Source organism: Flavobacterium circumlabens, assembly GCF_004345565.1.
In the GTDB taxonomy this organism is placed as follows: domain Bacteria; phylum Bacteroidota; class Bacteroidia; order Flavobacteriales; family Flavobacteriaceae; genus Flavobacterium; species Flavobacterium circumlabens.
The window spans coordinates 580,439-602,137 of sequence record NZ_SLWA01000003.1 but is presented as its reverse complement, the minus strand read 5'-3'; the positions used below and the strand labels follow the sequence as shown (position 1 = coordinate 602,137).

Below are 21,699 nucleotides of genomic sequence, written 5' to 3'. Positions count from 1 at the left end.
TTTTTCTACCACAGCGGATTTTGAATAAGTCCTCCTTTACTAATGTTCAAATCACTTTGAGGAATAGGATATAAATACATTTTAGCATCAAAAGTTCTGTTTTCTACAATTACCGGAGTATAGCTAAAAGTCGTATTTATTGGATTTGTACTGATGACTTTAACACCTCTTAATGGTTTTCCTAAAAATTCAGGACCTTGCATCCATCTACGAACGTCCCATAAACGGTGATCTTCAAAGGCAAATTCCACTCTTTTTTCATTACGGATTCTTTCTCTAACTTGTGCTGGAGATAAACCTGCTGGTAGACCTGGCATCGCAACACCAGTTCTAGACCTAACCCTATCATAATAAATTTTAATGTCCGCATTACCAGGACTCCATTCATTCAAGGCTTCAGCATAATTAAGATAAATTTCAGGAAAACGGAAAAGAATCCAACTTTTTATACCATCAGCATTATTTGTAAGATTAAAACTCTCGAATTGATATTTTCTTAAATAATAACCCGTTCTAGATGCATTTATGATTGGTTTGCCATCTAACCCTCCTTCCCATAGCTGTACAGGACGAGCAGGTGTACCAAAATTAGATTTATTAACCACAATTGAAAAATCCAAACGCGGGTCTCTATTAGCATAAGGATTAGCTGCCATTGCTGGATCATTCCAGTTAAACATCACTGCGGTAGCACTAGCACCAGATCCAACTCTTACTTCATATGCATCAACGAGATCTTGAGAGGGTGCATTACCACCTGTGGCAGTGTTAAACCCAATAGGTGCATTAATTTTTTCAAACGCATTACTGCGACCACTGGTTCTTGCTAAAATAATTTCGGCATTATTGTTAGTGTTAAACAATGCTTTATATGCCCCCAACACAGGTAAAGTTCCAGCATCAATTACAGCTTTTGCTGCATCCGAAGCCGCTTTCCATCGATCATTACGATTACCAGAGGGTAATGAGATTAATTCTGGATTAGGGTATCCGGCAGCCCAAGACGGAGTATTGAATAAATCACTTGCTGCATACAATAATACACGGCTTTTCAGCGCTAACGCTGATAATTTTGTTACCCTGCCTAAATCATTAAGATTTGCGTAAGGCAATGTAGATGTATTTAATGGTAAGTTTTGAGCAGCTATAGTGCATTCTGAAGTAATAAAATTAATACATTCTTCTAAAGTATTTCTCTTATAAGATGTAAAATCATCATTTAGAGATAGTTCTGTATTTAAAAGAGGAACACCACCGTATCGTTTTACCAATTCAAAATAAAAATACGCACGTAAAAATCGGGCTTCATATTTCCATCTTGCAATAGCGGCAAGGTTTTGTTCATAAATGATTTGCGATGAAGGGTCTAATTTCCATCGGTCAAGATTAATTTTATCTGTTGATACTAAAAACTGATTTATTTTACGAATACCCCTATAATAATTCCCCCAAACAAATGACTCTGGGTTACTAACTGCATTCCATCCACCAGTATTAAAATTCTGTACACTGTTAGTTGGAATGCTAAATTCAGCTTCGTCTGATGCAGATGCCATCATGGCTGCTCCACCTATGGGCGTTAAACCATCGGGAAGCTCTGAATATATGGAGTTTAATAAAGAACTAACATTCTCAAAAGAAGCATCGATTTCGTCACGCTGAAGTGTTGTAACAAATTCTCTATCAAGATCTTCACAGCCATTAAATGCAAGGCTAATTAAGGCAATTATAATATACTTATATTTTTTCATAATAATTTTTTTAAATATTAAGGAGTTACAATTGTAAATTGATACCCATGTTAATAGTTCTCATTACGGGATAACCTGCTAATGATTCTGGATCACCATATTCTATCTTATCTATGGAAAAAATATTTGTTCCTGTGAGGAAGAATCGAACTGAATCCATTTTTATTGATTTGGCAACATTTGTTGGAAACGTGAAACCAATTTCTGCACTTCTTAATTTGATAAAGCTTCCATCACGTTGCCAAAAATTTGAATACTGATAATTGTTTAGGTTATCTCTTGAGGATAATCTTGGATAATCAGCAGTTGCAGCTGTCTCGGGAGTCCATCTATTCAAAGCAATTGGACCAACTTGTCCATTACCTTGAAAAGCGTGAAATGTATTACCACCCAAATAAACAGTATTACCTGTTACACCTTGTAAAACAAAATCGGCATCAAAACCTTTATACTTAAATCCTGTGTGCAAACCCATGGTGAAATTAGGCATGCTTGGATTTCCTATTGCCATAACATCATTTACGTCAATGATGCCATCAGGCATTCCATTTGGCCCTCCAATGTCTTGGTATTTAATGTCTCCCGCTTTGATTACCTCAGTTACTACACCTGGTACGCTGGCAGGATCAGTCTGACGTAAAAGAATGTCATCAGCACTATAAAAACCGATGGCATTTAATCCAAATGGTTGTCCAATTACTGAGTTTGTTCTAAGTGATTGAGTATTTAAATTTGGTGCTTCAGCATTGAAAACGATTTTATTTTCAAAATAGCCTCCATTTATTTCAGCAAAAAATCTAAATTGTTTTTTACTATTAAAGTTATAGCGTAATGACATGTCAAAACCTTCACTTTTAGTTTTTCCTTGGTTTAAGTTTGGTGATGGAATACCAGTAAACGCAGGAATTATACTATTAGCAGAAACTAAAATGTCATAGCGATCACGATTAAAATAATCATAAGAAATGTGAAGGTTTTTAAAGATCGTAAAATCTAAACCTATGTTCAGGGTTTTTTCTTTTTCCCAGGTAATGTTTGGATTGGCAATGGTATTTTCCTGAAAACCACCAAAGCCAGAATTTCCAGTTCCAAAAGTGTAACCTGGACCACCATAAGTTTGAAAATAACCATATCTAGTACCTGAACCTAATGTTTGAATGACATCATTTCCAACAAGTCCATAAGATGCGCGTAATTTTAGGAAATTAAGGGTGTTGTTGTCTTTCAAAAATGACTCATTTGAGATGATGTAACCTACTGAACCCGCTGGAAAAAAACCATATCTTTTTCCTGGTGCAAAAGTTTCAGTTCCCATATACGATCCCGAAAATTCAGCTATGAATCGATTATCATACATGTAAGTAAGGCGTCCTGAAAAACTATTATGTTTATAAGGATCTGTAGCATTGGCAGTAGTACCATTAAGCGTGATATTGTCTGTATTAAACATGGTCATTGCAGAAATGTCTGATTTCCCAAAAGTTCTGTTATAGTTTAAAAAAGCTTGAATGGTAATGTTTCTATATTGATCTAAAGTTTCATCAGTATTTGTTAACGGAGATAATTGTCCAGTTGCTGGACTATAAATTACTGCGTCATTAGCACCTTTTGTGATAGAGAAGCGTGGATACGTCTTCGTTTTTATAGTACCTGATTCAAAATAATTATTGTTAGCGATTGCTCCTGACACACTCAAGCCTTTGGTAATTACATCTAGTTTTTGAGTTATTTTCAATGAAGCTAGAATCGTTCTTGTATTGGTTTCGGCAAAACCTGTTGAAAGTAAATTACCTACTGGATTTGCATAAATATTAGTTCCACCATAACTTCCGTTTGGGTTAAATACAGGGAACGCATTTGGTGGTAATTGTTGCAACAAGGTAAACGTTCCACCAACATTATAGGTGCCAGGATTTCTAATTCTTTCAATTGCTCCACCAATTTTAAATTCAGCTAATAGATTTTTTGTTATGTTAAGATCTAAATTAGATCGAAAATTATATTTTTCATACTTCGAATTGGAACTTTCCTCATCTAAATCACCAAACTCTTTTATTAAACCATTACTATTGATGGCGTTTGCCATAACGAAATATTTAATAAATTTATCACCACCTGTAAATTTTATGTCATAGCTAGCTACTGGTGCTATCGGTTGTAGAACTTCATCATACCAATTTACATTGGGATGGAATAAGGGATCACTACCATTCTTGTAAGCTTCCAAATCGCTAGCAGTATATTTTTGAGCTAAACCATCATTGGCTAAAGCTTCATTATATAAAAGGCTATAATCATATGCTCCAAGAAACTTAGGTAACGATTGTGCTTGATTAAAACCTTGTCTAGTAGTAAAACTAACTTTCATAGGTCCTTCTTTTCCTGTTTTAGTGGTTACCAATACAACACCGTTTGCTGCTCTTGCTCCATAAACGGCAGTTGCAGAAGCATCTTTTAGAATTGAAATGCTTTCAATTTCTTCAGGTACTAGTTGCATGAAGGCATTAGAAGTACCTGACCCACTAGTAACAAAGCCATCAATGACATAAAGTGGTCCACTACCCGCATTACCAAAAGTATTTAAACCTCTAATGGATATGCCTGGTGCTGAAATACCTGGTTCAGAACCTCCCTGGGTTACCGTTGCCCCCGCTAAACGACCATATAATGTGTTTCCTAAATTTAGATTAAAATTTTGCTCTAAATCTTTACCTTTTACCGTTGAAATAGAACTCGTAACCTTTTCTCTTCGTTGTTTGTCATACCCAATATCCATATGATTTTCCTCTATGGATATACCAATGGTATCTTGGTTTATTAAGGCTTCATTATTTACCTCTTGTGCTTGTAATGCATTATTTATAAGCAAAGACAAGAGGGTAATGAATATATATATGTTTTTATATTGTATTTTCATAATTATTTTTTTCGGGTTAAATTGATAGTTAAAATCGCCAATGCATTTACCAACCTGGATTTTGTATTAAATTCCCTTTTTGTACTTCATTTAGTGGCAAAGGGTGTAGATACATTTTATCTGGAAAAACTCTAGTTTCAAATTTATAAGGCACCCATGAGTATTTATAGTTGGGTGCTGTACCTGTTCTAGTAATCTTTATTCCATGAAAATCTCCTTGCATTACACCTTCCTCTTGAGCTATTAACCAACGTTTCACATCCCAAAAGCGATGATCATCATTAAGCATTTCTATTGCAATTTCATTTCTAACACGCTCTCTAAATTGATCTTTGGTTAGTCCCGCTGGAAGATTAGGCATGGCTGAGCGGTTTCTTATGGCGTTAACAGCATTGTAAGCCTCTATTGGAGGAACTCCTGATGCTTCATTAAGTGCTTCGGCATAATTGAGGTACAGTTCGTTAACTCGAAAGATGACATCCATTGGAAAATATGCATTATTCCCATTTCTTGGAATGTATTTTCGTAACCACATCCCACCATTACAGAGCGGATAGTCTCTTCCTCCTTCGTAAATTTCAGCAAAATTAAAACTACTGAAATGATAGGCAGTTGTATATGTCATTGATTGTTTAAATCGAGGATCTAATTGTGCATATTTTGCAATTAAATCTGTACCACCAGTAGCCTCCCAAGTTTGAGGTGTTCCATCCAATTTCTCATATTTCTTAAAAAAGTTTAAGGGAACAGTTATGCCACTCCAAAAAGAGCCGAAACTTCTAGGGTTCCAAAATGCCAATGGATCCCAATAATTGGCAGTTACACCATTAGCTCTATTAGCTCCCCCTTGATACATCATAATTACTTCTGAGTTATTAGGAACTTCCCAAGAAACACGATAATTACCTAATGGACCTAATGTTCCATTGTTTAAATCATTTGGATTTCTATTGGCTACTACATCAACTAATAGATAATTATTTGCTGTCGCTAAGTCAAGTGCTTCCTTTGCAGCATCAGCTGCTAGCTTCCAGCGATTGGCGTCATAATTACCATAACATATCAATTTATTGTCTGCTGCATTAGCCATGGATAATACAGGAGTTGCCGTATTGTACTGAGGACTAGCCGCATATAGTAATACCTCAGATTTTAGTGCCGCTGCGGCTACTTTGGTCGCTCTTCCTGTCTCAGACGCAGAATGTGTAGCTGGTAAATTTATGATGGCTCCTTCTAAGTCTTCTAAAATAAAATTAACACACTCTTCGAAAGTAGCTCTCGGATTAACAATTGGTGCTCCTGCTTCATATACTTCAGTAACAATTGGCATGCCACCATAGCGCTTAAGCATTTCCATGTAGTTCAAAGCTCTAATAAACTTAATCTCGTTAATTACTCGATTTTTGTAATTTTCATCAAGGTCTGGCACTTCATTGATTCTTTTCAAAACCAAATTGATTTGGCGTATGGCTATCCAACGAATGTAATAACGAATATCTTCGGTAGTATGAATGTTTGTTGGTAATATATTACCTGAGTTCCAAACGTTGTTTCCTTCAGTACCAGGTTGTTGTGAGGCATCACCTTCATCGCTAATACTAGAACTTGGATGAATGCTACCAGTATTTGTTGTTTTTGAAAAAGGATAACTACTCGCATAATTTCCATAACGAAAATTAGAGTGGACACCATATCTATAAATTGTATTTATGAATACATCTAAGTTAGCTTTATTGGTAAATACGAAATCTTCCGTTAAATCTACTCCTGGGGCTTTTTCTAAAAAATCATCATTACAGGATGTTATTAATAAACATAATAATAACCCAAAACTATATATTTTTTTCATGATAAAAGAATTTAAAAATTAATGTTAAAACCTGTATTTATTGTACGTGTCAAAGGATATGGCTCCTCATTGGGACTAACTGCTGAAACATTCTCCGGATCAATACCTGGCAACATTTTAGACCATGTAAATAAGTTGTTTGCATTTACATAAAAACGTAAGCTAGTAATTCTAATTTTTTTCAGAAAACTGCCCTTAAAATTATATCCAACATCTACACTTTTTAAACGTATATAACTAGCATCAGCCAACCAGAACGATGATGCTTCTTGGTTTGGATTGGCAGATGTAGTAAAACGAGGAAAGTTAATAGGTAACCCTGCATCGTATCTTTCTTGAGTCCAGCTTTCATTCATATAACTTGCAGAACCCTCATTTGGGGTTTGATTAAAACCAGTACTTCTTTGAAAACGAGTATACTCGTGAGATACATTACCTACGCCTTGAAATAAAACAGTTGCATCAAACCCTTTGTAATCTGCTCTAAGTGTTACCCCAAATGTCGATTCTGGTATTCGTGAATACCCAATTGGCACGGAATCATCATAATCAATTACGCCATCTTGATTTACATCTTTGTATCTAATGTCTCCAGGCTGAATTTTGTTGTTAGCAAAAGAATAAATAGGTCTATCAGGGGCGTTTACTTCATCCCACGTATTAAAAAGACCTTCGGCAACTAGACCAAAAAATTGACCTGTACTTTGACCAGTTCTTCTTTGATAATCAAATTCTCTAGGAATTTCATCTTGGTATAGAATTTTATTTCGCGCAAAACTATAATTACCTGAAATACTGAAACCAACTTGACCTATTTTATCACTGTATGATATTTCTGCCTCAAATCCCTTGTTTGCCATAATTCCAAGGTTAGTAAAAGGTTGTTCCAATCCTGATATTGATGAAATTGTTTGAGTTGCCGCTAAAATACCATCACGATATTCATCAAATAGATCACCATTAAATTTTATTTTATTATCTAAAACATTTAATTCAACACCAATATTTCGTTTAACGGATCTTTCCCAAGTTACATCTGGATTCCCAGTAGCACCTTCTCTAACTCCTTGAGTAGTGGCAAGAGTTGAACCTATATTTCCAAAATAATACGCATTTGGAAATGTACTATAGCTTGTTGGTCTATACAAGAAGCGATTACCTCCAATATTATCATTCCCTCCTTCTCCATAAGAACCTCTGATTTTCAGAAAACTAACAAAAGCATCTTTTGGAAAAAAAGATTCTTGTGAAACTACCCAACCTAATGAAAAAGCTGGAAAATAACCAAATCGTTGGTCCTCTGCAAAATTTTCAGTACCAGTATAACCAATGTTAAATTCTGCTAAATAACGACTATCGTAGTTATATTCTGCACGACCAACATAACTTTGATATCCTTTTGGTATGTCGAAAGCTAAATCCGGGTCGAAGGTTTTTTGCTCATTGTAAAGCAATAAGCCCTTTACATTGTGTTTTCCAAAACTTCTTGAATAATTTAAAGCAGTTTCGGCAGTAATTTGTCGATAAAAGTTTCTTGTTTGTGCAAAATTAAATTGACTAGCTTCATCACGACTTGGTATAAAATTTATTCCAGTGGCAGGTGGAGTTTGTCTAACTGCTAAGTAGGTAACAAGAGTTCTAGCATTTGTAACGGTTTGGTCATTATAGGTTCGAACGCCAATGTTCGCTTGGGCAGAAAGCCCTTTAGTAATAAAGCCTAAATCATAATCGAAACGAATGAGACCATTAAAATAATTACGATAAGAACGTTTTAACCCTCCAGCGTTATTTGGTAAAAGTAAAGACGTGTAAGGATTGTTTTCAACAGTAGTAAGATTAACTATTTTACCATCTATTATTCCCGGCGAACTTAATGGACTAGCACGAAAAATATCTCCAATTACTCTCTCAGTATTACTTGCGTTATTACCGGTTCTGGCTTCTGTTTGAGAGGACAAATCAATTTTCATTTTTAAGCGATCAGTAATGATAAAATCAAAATTGGAACGAAGGTTATATCTCTTGAAAGTGGATTGTGGGGAAAATGCATCAACAATATCTTTGGTATCCTTAAACAATCCTTCTTGAGAGAAATAGCCTAAAGACACTAAGTATTTTGTTTTCAACGAACCTCCACTTAACTGTAGGTTGTGGCGTGTTTGAGTGGAGTTTTTACTAAACATTTCATCAGGCCAATTTTTATTTGGGTAAAATACAGGATCGCTTCCATTTCTATACAATTCAATTTGAGCTTCGGTAAATTTTGGTACATAAACTGCCCCAGTAACAAAAGAATCATTTTCTAACGCACGATTAAAATTTGAAGCATAATCGGCACTATTCATGCCCTCGCGCATGTCGGTAAATTTATTTACACCTATGTTGAATGTGTAACTGATTTTTGGCGGACCTGTTTTACCTCTCTTAGTGGTAACAATCAATACACCATTTGCTCCTCTAATTCCATATACTGCGGTAGATGATGCATCTTTCAAAACTGTTATGGATTCAATTTCGTTGGGATCAATGTTATTGATGTTGTCAACTTGCATTCCATCTACTAAATAGAGAGGATCTGTGTTTCCTGTAAAAGTACCTACACCCCTTATTCTAATTTTTGACGCATCATTTCCAGGTTCACCTCCGCCTTGTGTAGCGAATACACCCGAAACACGACCAACTAATGAGTTACTAATGTTTGCAACAGGTGATTGAGTTAAAGCTTCTCCTGATAAAGTGGATATAGCTCCCGTCGCATTAATCTTTTTCTGTTTACCAAAACCTACCACGATAACCTCACTTAAAGTTGTATTGGAAGGCTGGAGCGATATATTCAGTAACGTTTTATTTCCTACTGCCGCTTCAATGGTATCATAACCTATAAAACTGAAAATCAATATGGCGTTGCTGTTATCTACATCAATTTGAAAGGTTCCCTCAAAATCCGTAGAAACCGCCTTTTGGGTTCCTTTTATTAAAACAGTTACCCCGGGAATACCTAATCCGGTGGCAGGATCTATTACTTTACCTTTTACGACTATGTTTTTTAAACCTAAGTCAGAGTCATTTAAATCGAATGTTTCATTAGAAGAATTGCCTTCAATTGGTATTAAAGTAATACAATAATCTTCAGCAGCAGGACGGGATACATTTAACCCATTGCCGATTTCGGCAGTAACTTCAGTTGTTTTTGAACTGTTACCTTTTATCGCACCAACATTGTTGGCAGCGATTTCAGGTACTAAAGAAAAAACACTTAAAGTCATTACGAGGTAATTAATCTTACAGAATACTATTTTCATAGAGTATATTTTTTTTAAAGGAATCGAAATCCCTTATGGTTTAAAATAATGGACTTTATTTAAATGTAGATTTTAATTAAATCTTCTACAGTAATTTAAGCCCAAATGCTTGGTTATAGTTGGTTGGATTCTTAAATTTTAATTGTTAGTTTTTATAAATAAAATTTAAGTCAGTGTCATTTATCTTTTAAAAACACTTCATTTTAAACATGTTTAAAAAAGTAATTCTTTCATTGTTGATTTTTTCTAAAGTTTATTTCAGCTTTAAAACTCAGCACTATTTTATGAAGCTAATACCTTTTTAAATTTTAATAAAAATCTTAATTAACAATCACGCAAAGAATTCAGCAAATGCAAAATATTGATGTTAGGAGCTTCGTGAAATTGTTTTTTAAATTTACCTGGGTATGACCTGTCAATTTTTTTCTTTACTGTGCCATATCCGCTCCTATTTCTTTTGAAAAAGAAACTTAGTGTTTCATTTATATTCAAAGAATTGTTTTGAGACATAATCAATAATTGAGAAAAACTAATATTGATTCAGATTCTCCAATCTTAATACTACAGCTCCTGAAATAATAGGAAGAAGAAATGTTAGCAGTATTTTTTCTCTAAAATTCGATTTGGGAATTGCTCTTCCAGATTGATCATAAATCAATCCGCTTACAGTTGTTGATTGTGCACTTATAAGTTGAGTTGCCAACAACAGTGGAAATGAAATTAATAAAGTTAATTGTTTTTTCATTGGTTAATTTTTTTAGTTAGTATTTTGGTGGTTTATAGAAAACGAAAAAAAACACCTATAAAATTTCACGAAATATTTATTTATTGGAATATATTGATTTTTTCGTAATCTTCCATTTCATTTTCTTGCTACAAATGTATTATCACAAGGGTTGTATGGATAGAATATATCGCTCAATAAATGGAAAAAATCGCTCATTATAAGCGGTAATGCAATAATATCGATTTACAATTAAAGAAGTATGTTGAAATTGTAATCAACTATTATAAGAATATTGATTAGTCGTATAATTAAGAAATACCAAACTGAATTACATCAATAACATTTTAAAACTGTGTCAAAATATTTAATTCATACAGCCAATTGCAGGTCAGGACAAAAGTGAATTAGGAATTAAAATAATATGAAGAAGAATAAAAACCAGGAGGTTTTGCACGGGGATCGAAATTGTTTTTGAAGCAAGTAATAATCAATTGACCTTGAGAAAATCCCTAATGGTGAAGATTAATCCATGTTATTACTCAGATATAAATTTATACTTTTCAGGTTATGCTACGTAAAGAAAAATCACTCATCATGCATACAAGGCATTAATGAATGATTTTAAATACAAAAGAAAGATGTTTACTTTTAATCATCAGTATTTTGTTGATCTAAATGATTTACAATATAGTTTGCAGGAGTAACACCATACTGTTTTTTGAAGCATTTGCTAAAATAACCAGGATTATCAAATCCAACGCTATAAGCAACATCCGAAATATTTCCTGTTTTTTGTAAAAGTAATTGAGCTGCCTTTGTTATCCGTGTCTGTTTTATAAAATCCGAAACTGAGACTCCAGTCATTGCAATCACTTTTCGATATAAGTGAGCACGACTACAATTCATTTTTTCGGCCAATTGGAGTACTCCAAATTCACTATTGCCAATATTTTCATTTATTAACGCCAATGCTTTTTTGATAAATTTCTGATCGGCTGTATCTTCTTCCTTTATAGGAATTTGAATTATTAATTCACTTGAAATGGTTCGAGAGTTCAACTCTTTTGTAATACTTTTACGTATAAAATAGAAAGTCCCCCCTACTACTGATAAATAAATAATAATAGCATACCACGACATCCAGAAAGGTCTTATTATTTTTACCACCAGTTTTCTTTGAACCGGATTCCAGACTTCATCATCGTTCGAAACCCGAACACTAAAAGTATAGGTTCCGGGAGAGACTTCAGAATAAGATGCAACCTGATTGACATCGGCCACTTGCCAATCCTCCTCGTATCCTTCCAGCTTATATTGAATTTTATTTTTTCCGGGATTAAAATAGTTTAAAGCTGCTAATTGGAATGAAAAAGAAGACTGATCTCTATTTAATACTATTTCATTCGTAAGCTCTATACTTTGTTTTAAAACTGAATTTTCAGAGACACCTACATATTTTTCATTAATTTTCAAACCTACTATCGCTGCATCCGCCATATGTGGATTATCATATATGCTGTCAGGGTGAAACCAAACCATCCCTTTTGATGAACCAAAATAAATATTACCAAGAATATCTTTTGCAGCAGATCTTGCAAGGAAAGAATCAGATAGTATTCCGTCATCCGTATTATAATTTTTAATACTTTTAAAGTCAGATGAAATTCGGGAAATACCTTTTCTTGTACTAATCCAGATTCTGTCTTTAGCATCTGTGACTATTGATAAAATCCAATTATCAATAAGTCCGGAGGTAGTCATCAATTTGCTAAATGACCCTGTTTTTACATTAAATCTATTTAATCCCGCTTGCGTACCAACCAAAAGGTTTCCTTTTTTGTCGACTGCCATGCACTCAATAAAATCGTTTGACAATTTATAATCACTTGCGGTCGCGGACGACAAATATTTTTTTTGCTTTCCTGACTTAGTCAGCTGATTTAAGCCGCCTCCTTGAGTTCCAATAAAAAAATCACCATTAGGATGCAATTGAAAACAAGTTGGAAAGTCCGAATCTGAAAGTAACCCTTTTTCACTCCGAATTATTGCTTTGACAATTTTCCAACTACCTGATTTTTCATTTTGATTAATCTGAAATGCCGCTCCATTGGCACTAATCCAAAAACCTTTAGAACCATCTGGGCTAATCATGTTAATCTCAGAATCCAAGAGATTTTTGTACGGGTTGCTCTCAAATTTCAAAGGTGTCAATGATTTAGTTTTATAATTGAATATCCGCAATCCGACGGAGCGTATCGCTACAATAAATTCATCCTTTTTTCCTCGAATTTTAAAAAACGAATACCAAAACTGCTGTGGCAACGATGTTAAATTTGCTTTCCTGGTGATAGGATTGTATGCTACAAAATGGTTTTGAGAAGAGAAATACAATGTATTAGAAATAGTGTCAAAAAACATGGACGAAACAAAATTTTTAAGTACGTCATTGGCTGAAATTGAATGAAACTGCTTGTTAAACGAATTGATTTTTCCAACCTTGCCATTTGAGTTCCCGACCCAGAGCGTTTGTGTTTTATCTAAAAAGAAACACTGTATGGAATTGAATTCGAAGGATAACCGTGGTTGCGAAGTTACAGAGGCAAAGTAATATAATCCTCTGTTAGATGCAACATACACCTCACCTTTATTTGTATTAATTATGTTATGTAAAAAAAAAGCTTGGCCTTCAGGAATCACGGTAGAAAATGTTTTGGATTTTATGTCAAAAGAAATTAATCCTTTGTTATCTGTCGAAATCCATAGCGTTCCAGGTTTTACTTCTTTTATAAAATAAATATTGCTGCTCTCATAATTTGTCCCTTTGCCCATTTTTTGAAAACAGTTGGTCACTGAATCAAAAAGATACAGACCTCCCGCCCATGTTCCCAGCCAATATTTATTTTTTCCGGCAGGCTCTATGTGAATTATCTTATTGCTGTCTAGATTTTTACATTTCTTTTTGCCCACTTTAAAAGCGGTGAATTTACCTGTAGTTTTGTTGAAAAAATTTAAACCGCCACCATCTGTTCCAATCCATAAATTACCAACAGCATCAGGCAAAATAGTACAAACCTCATTAAAACTAAAAGAGTTTGGATTGTTCTCATCATGTATATAACGCTTAAAATTACCACTTTTTCTATCCAAACAATTCAGACCGCCACTTCTTGTACCAACCCATAAGTTCCCCAATGTATCTTCATTTATTGCTACAATATTATCACTGCTAATAGAATTTACATCATTTGGTTTTGACTTGAAGCTCCTCAACTCATGTCCATCATAACGGTACAATCCTGTTTCTTTTCCTATCCAGATAAAACCCATTTTATCCTGAAACAGGCAATTAACTCTTCCACTATTTCCCTCTGTATTGAAAATCTGAAGAGGTACAATTTGTGCATAGGATGGTTGCAGTCCTAACAGAGAAAGGAAGATTAAAATACTTATAAATTTTTTCAAAGCAATATGATGTATCAATTAAATAGTAATAGTAGTAGTGGGAGTAGATACAAAGATATTTAAATATTTTATTTAAAACGTTTTAAATAAAATAACGCCATTTTTTTTTATTATATAAAAATTAAAGTCAGTTTTGATGAATATAATTCAAAAAAAAATATTTTCACTCCTAAGATTTCATTGATTTAGCTTCCTTATTAGCTACTTTTCAATTAAAAAAACAGTCTTTTACAGGTATGGAGAAAGTTACATCCTCGACCATCGAGACAACATTTAAAACTATACTTTCGCTGGTTTTGCTAGAGTGATAATAGTAATAGGCTAAAAATAAATACAGGAGATTTAGAATCTCCTGTATTTGATTTCAAAAATTAAATGGACTTAATTAATTGAATGAAACTGTTTTTTTGTCACCTCCAATGATATCAAAACTAACGTTATTATTATCGTTGGATACTGTAAGGTTTTTTATTGGAACTAATTCATTATTAGTCCATTTCTCACCCGATTTTTTCCAAAGCATCAGGGTAATATAAAGAGGGTTTTTAGTTGTAACAAATTTATCGGATACATTTATAATAGAACTTTCATTACTCACTGGATTCAATCCTTTTGTATCGATCACTTCCATTGAGTTGCCCCAACCAGAAATTGGAATCATTGCCAGTTGATAAACTCCATTATCTATGATTTGTACATTGTATCCATTTATGGCACGATTCGAACGTTTAATTTTATTTTTAACTACTGGCAACGAATAATGCCCCAATCGAAGGTCAACAGTTTTAGTGCTTACATTTTTATCCACTCTCAGAATTCCATTAGGCAGCGTAATATCAGCTAAACGCATACTTATTGCTGCATCACTTTCCAACACCACATCGCGATAATAAATTCCATTTTCAAATTTTTTGAAAGTGTATAAAGTAACTGCTTCCCATTTCTGGGTATTGTTTTTGAACACGTAATTCATGGCCACTTCGCCATTTACACCATCTGCCTGCCACGGGAAAGCACTGTTGTATGCAAGGCGGTTGTAATTTTCATTTGAGCGATAAAAATCATTCGGATCGCCGGTGCCTTTTATTGCACTACTCCAAGCACGGATTTCGGCCGCACCAATGTTGGGATAATCGGTTATTAAAACCTCGGATTTCTCTGAAAATTTATTATATACCTTACCCTTAATCAATTCATTTTCCCAAGCACCATCATTTTCTGTAGCAGTCCAGAATGGATTCTCGGCAGGAACCAATAAGCCTAAAAACGCTTTTGCCATCCAGAAAGCACTGCCACGACAACTGTATCTTTGCACTGCCGGTTCAAATTCACCATAGAAACCCAGTGTTGGAACATTATCCTTTAATAAATTTGGATTCTTTAAAAACTGAAGCAAAACGCCGGAAGATATTCTGCGCATCCAGCCATAATTAGTTTGTGGGTCGTTTTCGAATCCCATCAATGGAAATGGAGAAATTGAACCAAAACGATAGGTTATACTTCGTCCCCACATAATCATCTCCCCATCACGGCTGAACATGTATGGATAATTATTTTTCAAATCCTTGAAATTAGTTTTAAACTGTGCTGCGAATTCTGGATAATATTTTTTTCCAAAATACTCCGACCAGATTGAACCATACATTTGAAATGCCCACATGCTGTAATAATCGTAACATGGAGCATCATTATACCAACCATCGCCACGATAATGTGCCAACGATTTTTTAAGATAGCCTTCTAAAAGAGTTTCATCCATAGCATACCCTTCGCTTTTAAAGAAGCTTAATACAAAAATATTAAAGAATTTCCAGTTAGAATCTACTGTCGGCCCGTCGCCATAGCTAAGCATAGTAATTGCCAGTGCATCTTTCTTCTCTTGAGACAGTGGTTTCCAAAGAACATCAGGGGCTGCAAAAAGACATATCGATAAAGCACCAAATTCTACCAAATTCTGACTAGAATAATTACCTTCCCTGCGCTTGATAAAAGTAGCACTTGTTGGGTCAGTCAATTTTTCTATTTGATGACGATAATAGTCAGCCACACTAATATTATTTATTTTTAATGATGGATTTTCTTTCAACAGCGGCGCTGCAATGAACATCGTCCGACAAAGCCCTTCCAGCATTTCAGTCTCTGAATCTTTCCCGTCACGCGGATATGATTTTCCTTCTTGTTTCGGGAAGAGCATCGGGTCGTCCAGCGTTTTGATATAACTAAATGCTCCTTTTAATAAGTAAAGGCCGGCATCTTTCCAGTGCTCGCGAGTCATCCCGGTATAAGGGCTCAATAAGTTGTCAGGGTTTTTTATTTGAAAAACTTGTGATTTTTCAGATACAACTTGGTGTGAATTAATCACATTTTGTTGTGCAATCATATTGGCTGAGTAAAATAAAGCAACTAAAAGTAATGGCTTTCTCAATAAATCTATTGTCATATGTTATTTGATTTTTAGCTTTGATTGGCTATTTTTAAAATAAGCAATCAATAATACCTTATTTTTTTATATTAACCCAACAACTGTTTTCTACCACTTTCATCGTTTCTTTCTGTTTTTCTTGAACAAACTTCCTAGCCTTATTGGCTTTTGCTTTGGCGGCTTTGGGATTTTTGACCATATCAAGTACTGTCGGAACATAGCGCTTGATGTCGGCCTCTTTATCGAAATCAAATAGCCAATCTTGAAGCCCAATGGTATTCCACATATATCCTTTGGAGCTTTGCTCCTCCCAACGAACTAAAAGGGCAGGTATTCCATGGCCAATACACATTATCGGGCTATGTTGCTCGTGGCTTACTAGCCCGGCAGATCGTTTATATATACTTACAGCTTCGTCAGTAAGCCATCCTGTATTTCTCCACACCACCCGTGGCTTTACATCTTCAGGAAGCTTGTCAAAAATCCAATCCTTGCCTATGGAGATTTGCGTTTCATCTTCGGACACTATCAGCACTTTGAGATTTGTTTGTCGAACTACAGCCGTTATTGCCTCAATCATTGGTGCATGGTCATGTTCTTTCATTGCTTCATTGCGTGCATTGCGATCTGCATCAAAGTGTTTGTTTTTGTGTTCGTGTAACCAAACTGGAGTCATCCGATGCTTGGGAATGAAAGAAACAAATTTACCTGTTTCAAGATTATTTTCCTTTAGAAAAGCTTTAGCTTTGGTTTCATCTTCTACATCGGTAGCAAAAGCGGCATCAGGTCCCCAAGTCATAATCTTGGCATCTATTCCCTCTTTTTTAGCCTTATCTAAAGAAACAGTATCTCTAAAAAAAACAAATTCTGTTTCGCTCAATATTTCCTTTTCCGGCATACCATACAAACCATAAGTAACACCATAAACACCGATTGGCTTTCCTGTTGCTTTTTTGTATGCTTTTAAATCTGCCCATCCTATTGTTGCTGGACCCGAGTTATTAATGAGAATATCTGATTTACTTATCGCTTCAGCCAATTCTGGAGTCGATGCCACTCCTTCTGGAGATAATTTTCCTAGCACTATTTTCATCTTTGGAAAACGTTTTTTTAGCATTGCCACTTCATTTTCAGGCAAATAATGATAATATGGCCAAAAGATTACTTCTGCTTTAGGGATATACTTTTCTGTCAAAGCTAAAAAACCAGGTGTATGGGCGATGTCTCCGATATTTTCCACTTGCCAGCCCGATCGAAGTAAGATTACTGGTCGTTTTGCTTTGGATCCAGCAAATAGTGTATAGGAACTGAAGAGTCCTGTAATTAGTATTGTAAGTACAATAATTTTTCTTACGATATTCATATCAATTCTAATTTTTAGCTATTTTTGATTTTTTTGTGTATTTATACATCTCTGTTCCAGCGAGCAAAAAAGCTCCAACGCCAAAAATTGCCGTGCTACTTTGAGTTGCCGCTGCAGGCTGCCAACCGATTGGCTGCACATATCCTAACATTCCATTAGGCTGTATGGCAGATTCTAATGCTTTCCAAGCTTTTAATGCTACAGGCAAATAGGTTGCCTTATCTAATGTACCATTGTTTAATCCCCACAATATTGCATAAGTATAAAACCCAGTCCCACTTGTTTCAATCACATCAAAACGCTCAGGATCTAACAAAGAAGTATGCCAACTTCCATCGGGCTGTTGAATGGAAGCCATTTTTGCCGCCATTTCTTTGTAAAGTGAAATATATTTGGCGCGAGTTGAATAATTCTTTGGCATATTATCAAGCAATAAAACTAAACCTGCCATAACCCAGCCATTACCACGAGACCAAAACACTTTTTGTCCGTTTGCTTCACGTTTGGTAAAATTACTTCCATCTCTGTAGTACAAATGCTCCTCTTTATCATACAAATAATCATACGTTTTCCACCAAAGTTTATCAGTAATCTCCAAATATTTCGGGTCTTTAGTAGCGATAGATAACATCGATAGCGCTGGAGGCGCCATAAACAATGCATCGCACCAAGCCCATTCTCTATGATTAATTTCATTTTTCCACTCTAATGATTCAGTATGTGGTTGCGCTACAATACTATCTGCCAACAACCGAAATCGAGTTATCATTTTCGGGTCTTTATGTTTTAACGAAAGCTTTGAATACGTATAACCTATGCAATAATCATCGGCATAAAATCGTTCAGGACCCGTGTTCCAATCCAATTCTTTGCTTATCGACAATAAAATATCATGATAATCTGATTTTTTGCTAATAGTACCCAAATGATACATACCAACATACCCTGCCGCATTTGTCCAGTCCCATTTTGGATAAATCATACCGTCTTTTTTCCAAGAATTAAGTTGCCAATCGGCTACTTTTTCAACTGTTGCTAATATTTGTTTTGGGTTATAATACTTTTTTTTATTTTCTGTATTGTTTGAAGCAAATAGGCTTATGCTTATCAAAAATAACACAGATAAGAAAGTGAATTGACGTTTCATATATTTTATACTATTTATATTTATCATTAAATTTAATTACAACCTGTCCTTCAATCGAAGTGTATTATGTTCCCAATTTATAATTTCACAACAATTGGTTCAGCATTTTTCGACAACTGGTAAATTACGTTCTTAGTTTTTTTTCCTTTGGTTACAGTGATTTCATATTTGCCAAAATGCCCACGTGATTCAACTTTACCTATTTGGGTAGTAGTTTCTGACAGCGATGTTTTCCACTTTCCTAATACCCATTCCCGCCATATAGCGGCACTTGGCTTAGCTGTCCAATCGGTGCGAAACATAGCGGCATCAGGTTTCCAATGTGCATTTTGCCAAAATCCCCATTTAACAAAACCGCTAACAGTAGGATGACTGTAACAAGCTATCAAAAAGTCACGTGTATAATCGGCCTGCAATTCTTCGTCGGGAGTATTCACGTCAAATTCGGTAATTTGTACTGGCAAACCAGTAGAATTAAACATATCCAAATCGGTAATTACCTGAGCCGGATTTCGGGGCTGGCGTCCCACATGTCCTTGAATACCAATGGCATCTATCGGCGCACCTTTTGCACGCATTGTTGCAATAGTATCGAGATAGGTTTTAATATTACGTGGACTCTCGATACTGTTGAGCATTGCGTACTCATTCATAAAAAGTTGCGCTTTTGGATCGAGTTCTTTTGCCAGTTTATAAAACTTTATGGCAATATCTTTTGGTAAGTATTTTAAAAAATCCTGCTCATGATTGTATTCATTAATTACATCCAAAGCAATAACACGACCTTTGGTGTAAGCCATTTTTTCTTTAATATTTTTGATAATATAAGCTTCAAAAGCCGCAGTATCTGTCAAAGCCAACTCTTTCACTTTTGGATCATTGAATTTCCAACCCATCCAAACCAAATTATGACCTCGCTGACGCAGTCCTTCTTTTTCCAGCCATTCAAAAGCACGTTTAGTTTGAGGTTGCAAAGGCGAATCCCAGCGAAGACACTTAAAACCATTTTCAACGACAGCTGTATTGAAAAATTCTTTTAAAGTCTGTTTATATTTAACTGAGTTTGGTAAATCTTCTGCAAGTAAATCTTCTTTGGCAGCCGTTCCCCAAATAAAATCAGACTGTACAAGTCGGGCTTCTACTTTTGCCCCTTTTACGGGTTTACCGTCTGCACTCACAACTTGAATATTAAGTGGTGTTGTTCTAATTTCTTCAATCCTTTTAAGAGCAGCTATTCTCCATGCCGCATTTTCTTCACGCCCTAAATAGGTAAATCGGGTAATCGGTAACTTTTCTAATGTTGTTTTATTTTCAAAATTCAAAACTTCAATATTAGTTATTTCAACTTTTTGAGCAAGTGCGCCAAATGTAATACCGATTAAAGCTTCCCCATCAGGTATATCCGCATTAACAGTAAAAGGAATATTGTAACTTTTCCATTCTGGACCCGCTGCCAGAAATATGGCGACACTTCTGCTACCATTTTTCGAATCTATGTAAAAATTAACATTCGATTCCCCTGATTCCTGTTTAGCATACACAGCACGCATGGACATTCGCGCCATTAAAACAGCTCCTTTCTTAATTTTTCCGTTACTTTTCCATCTTGCTTGTATATTGAAATGTGATTTTGCAGTTGAAAAAACTTCTGCTACAAATACAGGTGAGTTCTTATTACTATTGACCTCAAATGTGGCTGGTTTAGTTCCATTACTGGTATCGGTAAAACTAAAACTTTTAGTAGCGTCTGCCGGAAAAATATTTGATGGTGCAAGTGCACTTAGTGATTGATTCAGCGGCTGATATTCCTGAGCAGAAAGCATATAGCTGGCGCTAAAAAATAAGCTTATTATAAGTATTCTAAATTTCATTACTATGTTTTATTTTATAATTATTTTTTCATTAAATATTTTGTACTCATCGCAGTCGGCTTGGAGATTTCTATAATTTAGCTACGTTAAATTCTGATTTAGGGACTATTTATGATTTTCATTCTGCTGATGTTCAAACATTTGAAAGGCACGTAAATAAAGGTAACTATAGTTTTATCCAAATGATATATAAATTTCGAAACCACTAGGTTTCCTGCACCAAATTTTGCTTTTGCGGATACCGGAGTGATACATAAATCCAGAATAGAAATTTGTTATTCATTTTTTATATTTAGTTAATTATTATAGAATTATGTAAAAACAATTTTGAGACACCAAATATATTATCGATAGATTAAGAGTTATAGGATACATCGCTCAATAAATAGAAAAAATCGCTCATGATACTAACTAATCATTGCTAAACAATACTTAATTAAAGAATTACGACTTAATCGGTAAATTAAGCTTTTAATGATGACATATTCTACAGCCGTATTGGTCTCATATAAGTAACCGCTCAGAAAGTATAGATAAATGGTTAGGTTAAAAATTTTCCCTCCCAAGTATAAAGCCTGATTTTCTCTATGTTTGATTTTTTATATAAGGTCAATTTTATAAAGTGAAGTTGATCAAATTCTAAAACTCTTATTTCGAAAATTTTAAATGCAATAAATGATCTGGTCAGCAGGTATTAAAACTTAAGGCTTGGCTCAAAGATTTTACTAGAAATTTATCAAAAAAGGCATGAGCGTGTTGAATATTATTTGATGTAGTTTCGGTTAGCTACTTCTTAATTAATAATACAATCAATATTCTTATAGTGGTGGTTACAATTTAATATACTTTTTTTTAATTGTAAATCAATATTATTGAAGTACGCACAGA

Annotated in this window: 10 protein-coding genes; all 10 read right to left on the bottom strand. The window is 34.7% G+C overall.

What is annotated here, in order from left to right; all coding sequences use genetic code 11:
- Positions 1–5: 5 nt before the first annotated feature.
- The gene (locus EV142_RS10715) at positions 6–1,751 is read right to left on the bottom strand and encodes a RagB/SusD family nutrient uptake outer membrane protein (protein WP_132035335.1); all 1,746 of its coding nucleotides are present in this window, start codon (positions 1,749–1,751) and stop codon (positions 6–8) included.
- A gap of 25 nt (positions 1,752–1,776) precedes the next feature.
- Positions 1,777–4,668: a SusC/RagA family TonB-linked outer membrane protein gene (locus tag EV142_RS10710; protein WP_132035332.1), complete on the bottom strand. Its 2,892-nt coding sequence runs from the start codon at positions 4,666–4,668 to the stop codon at positions 1,777–1,779.
- A 46-nt stretch (positions 4,669–4,714) separates the two neighbouring features.
- Positions 4,715–6,517 carry a RagB/SusD family nutrient uptake outer membrane protein gene (locus EV142_RS10705; RefSeq protein WP_132035329.1) on the bottom strand — a complete coding sequence of 601 codons (1,803 nt, stop codon included), beginning with the start codon at positions 6,515–6,517 and terminating at the stop codon, positions 4,715–4,717.
- An 11-nt stretch (positions 6,518–6,528) separates the two neighbouring features.
- Positions 6,529–9,819 (bottom strand): SusC/RagA family TonB-linked outer membrane protein, encoded by a 3,291-nt coding sequence (locus tag EV142_RS10700; protein ID WP_132035326.1) that lies wholly within the window; start codon positions 9,817–9,819, stop codon positions 6,529–6,531.
- Positions 9,820–10,348: 529 nt separating this feature from the next.
- Positions 10,349–10,564 (bottom strand): hypothetical protein, encoded by a 216-nt coding sequence (locus EV142_RS10695; RefSeq protein WP_132035323.1) that lies wholly within the window; start codon positions 10,562–10,564, stop codon positions 10,349–10,351.
- Between the two features lie 630 nt (positions 10,565–11,194).
- On the bottom strand, positions 11,195–14,008 hold the full coding sequence (locus tag EV142_RS10690; RefSeq protein ID WP_132035320.1) for an AraC family transcriptional regulator: 2,814 nt from the start codon (positions 14,006–14,008) through the stop codon (positions 11,195–11,197).
- Positions 14,009–14,393: 385 nt separating this feature from the next.
- Positions 14,394–16,448 (bottom strand): DUF2264 domain-containing protein, encoded by a 2,055-nt coding sequence (locus EV142_RS10685; RefSeq protein ID WP_132035317.1) that lies wholly within the window; start codon positions 16,446–16,448, stop codon positions 14,394–14,396.
- Positions 16,449–16,506: 58 nt separating this feature from the next.
- The gene (locus EV142_RS10680; RefSeq protein WP_132035314.1) at positions 16,507–17,793 is read right to left on the bottom strand and encodes a polysaccharide pyruvyl transferase family protein; all 1,287 of its coding nucleotides are present in this window, start codon (positions 17,791–17,793) and stop codon (positions 16,507–16,509) included.
- Positions 17,794–17,800: 7 nt separating this feature from the next.
- Positions 17,801–18,967, bottom strand: a complete 1,167-nt coding sequence (locus EV142_RS10675; protein WP_202978500.1) for a glycoside hydrolase family 88/105 protein — start codon at positions 18,965–18,967, stop codon at positions 17,801–17,803.
- Positions 18,968–19,017: 50 nt separating this feature from the next.
- Positions 19,018–20,811 carry an endo-1,4-beta-xylanase gene (locus EV142_RS10670; RefSeq protein WP_132035311.1) on the bottom strand — a complete coding sequence of 598 codons (1,794 nt, stop codon included), beginning with the start codon at positions 20,809–20,811 and terminating at the stop codon, positions 19,018–19,020.
- Positions 20,812–21,699 lie beyond the last annotated feature (888 nt).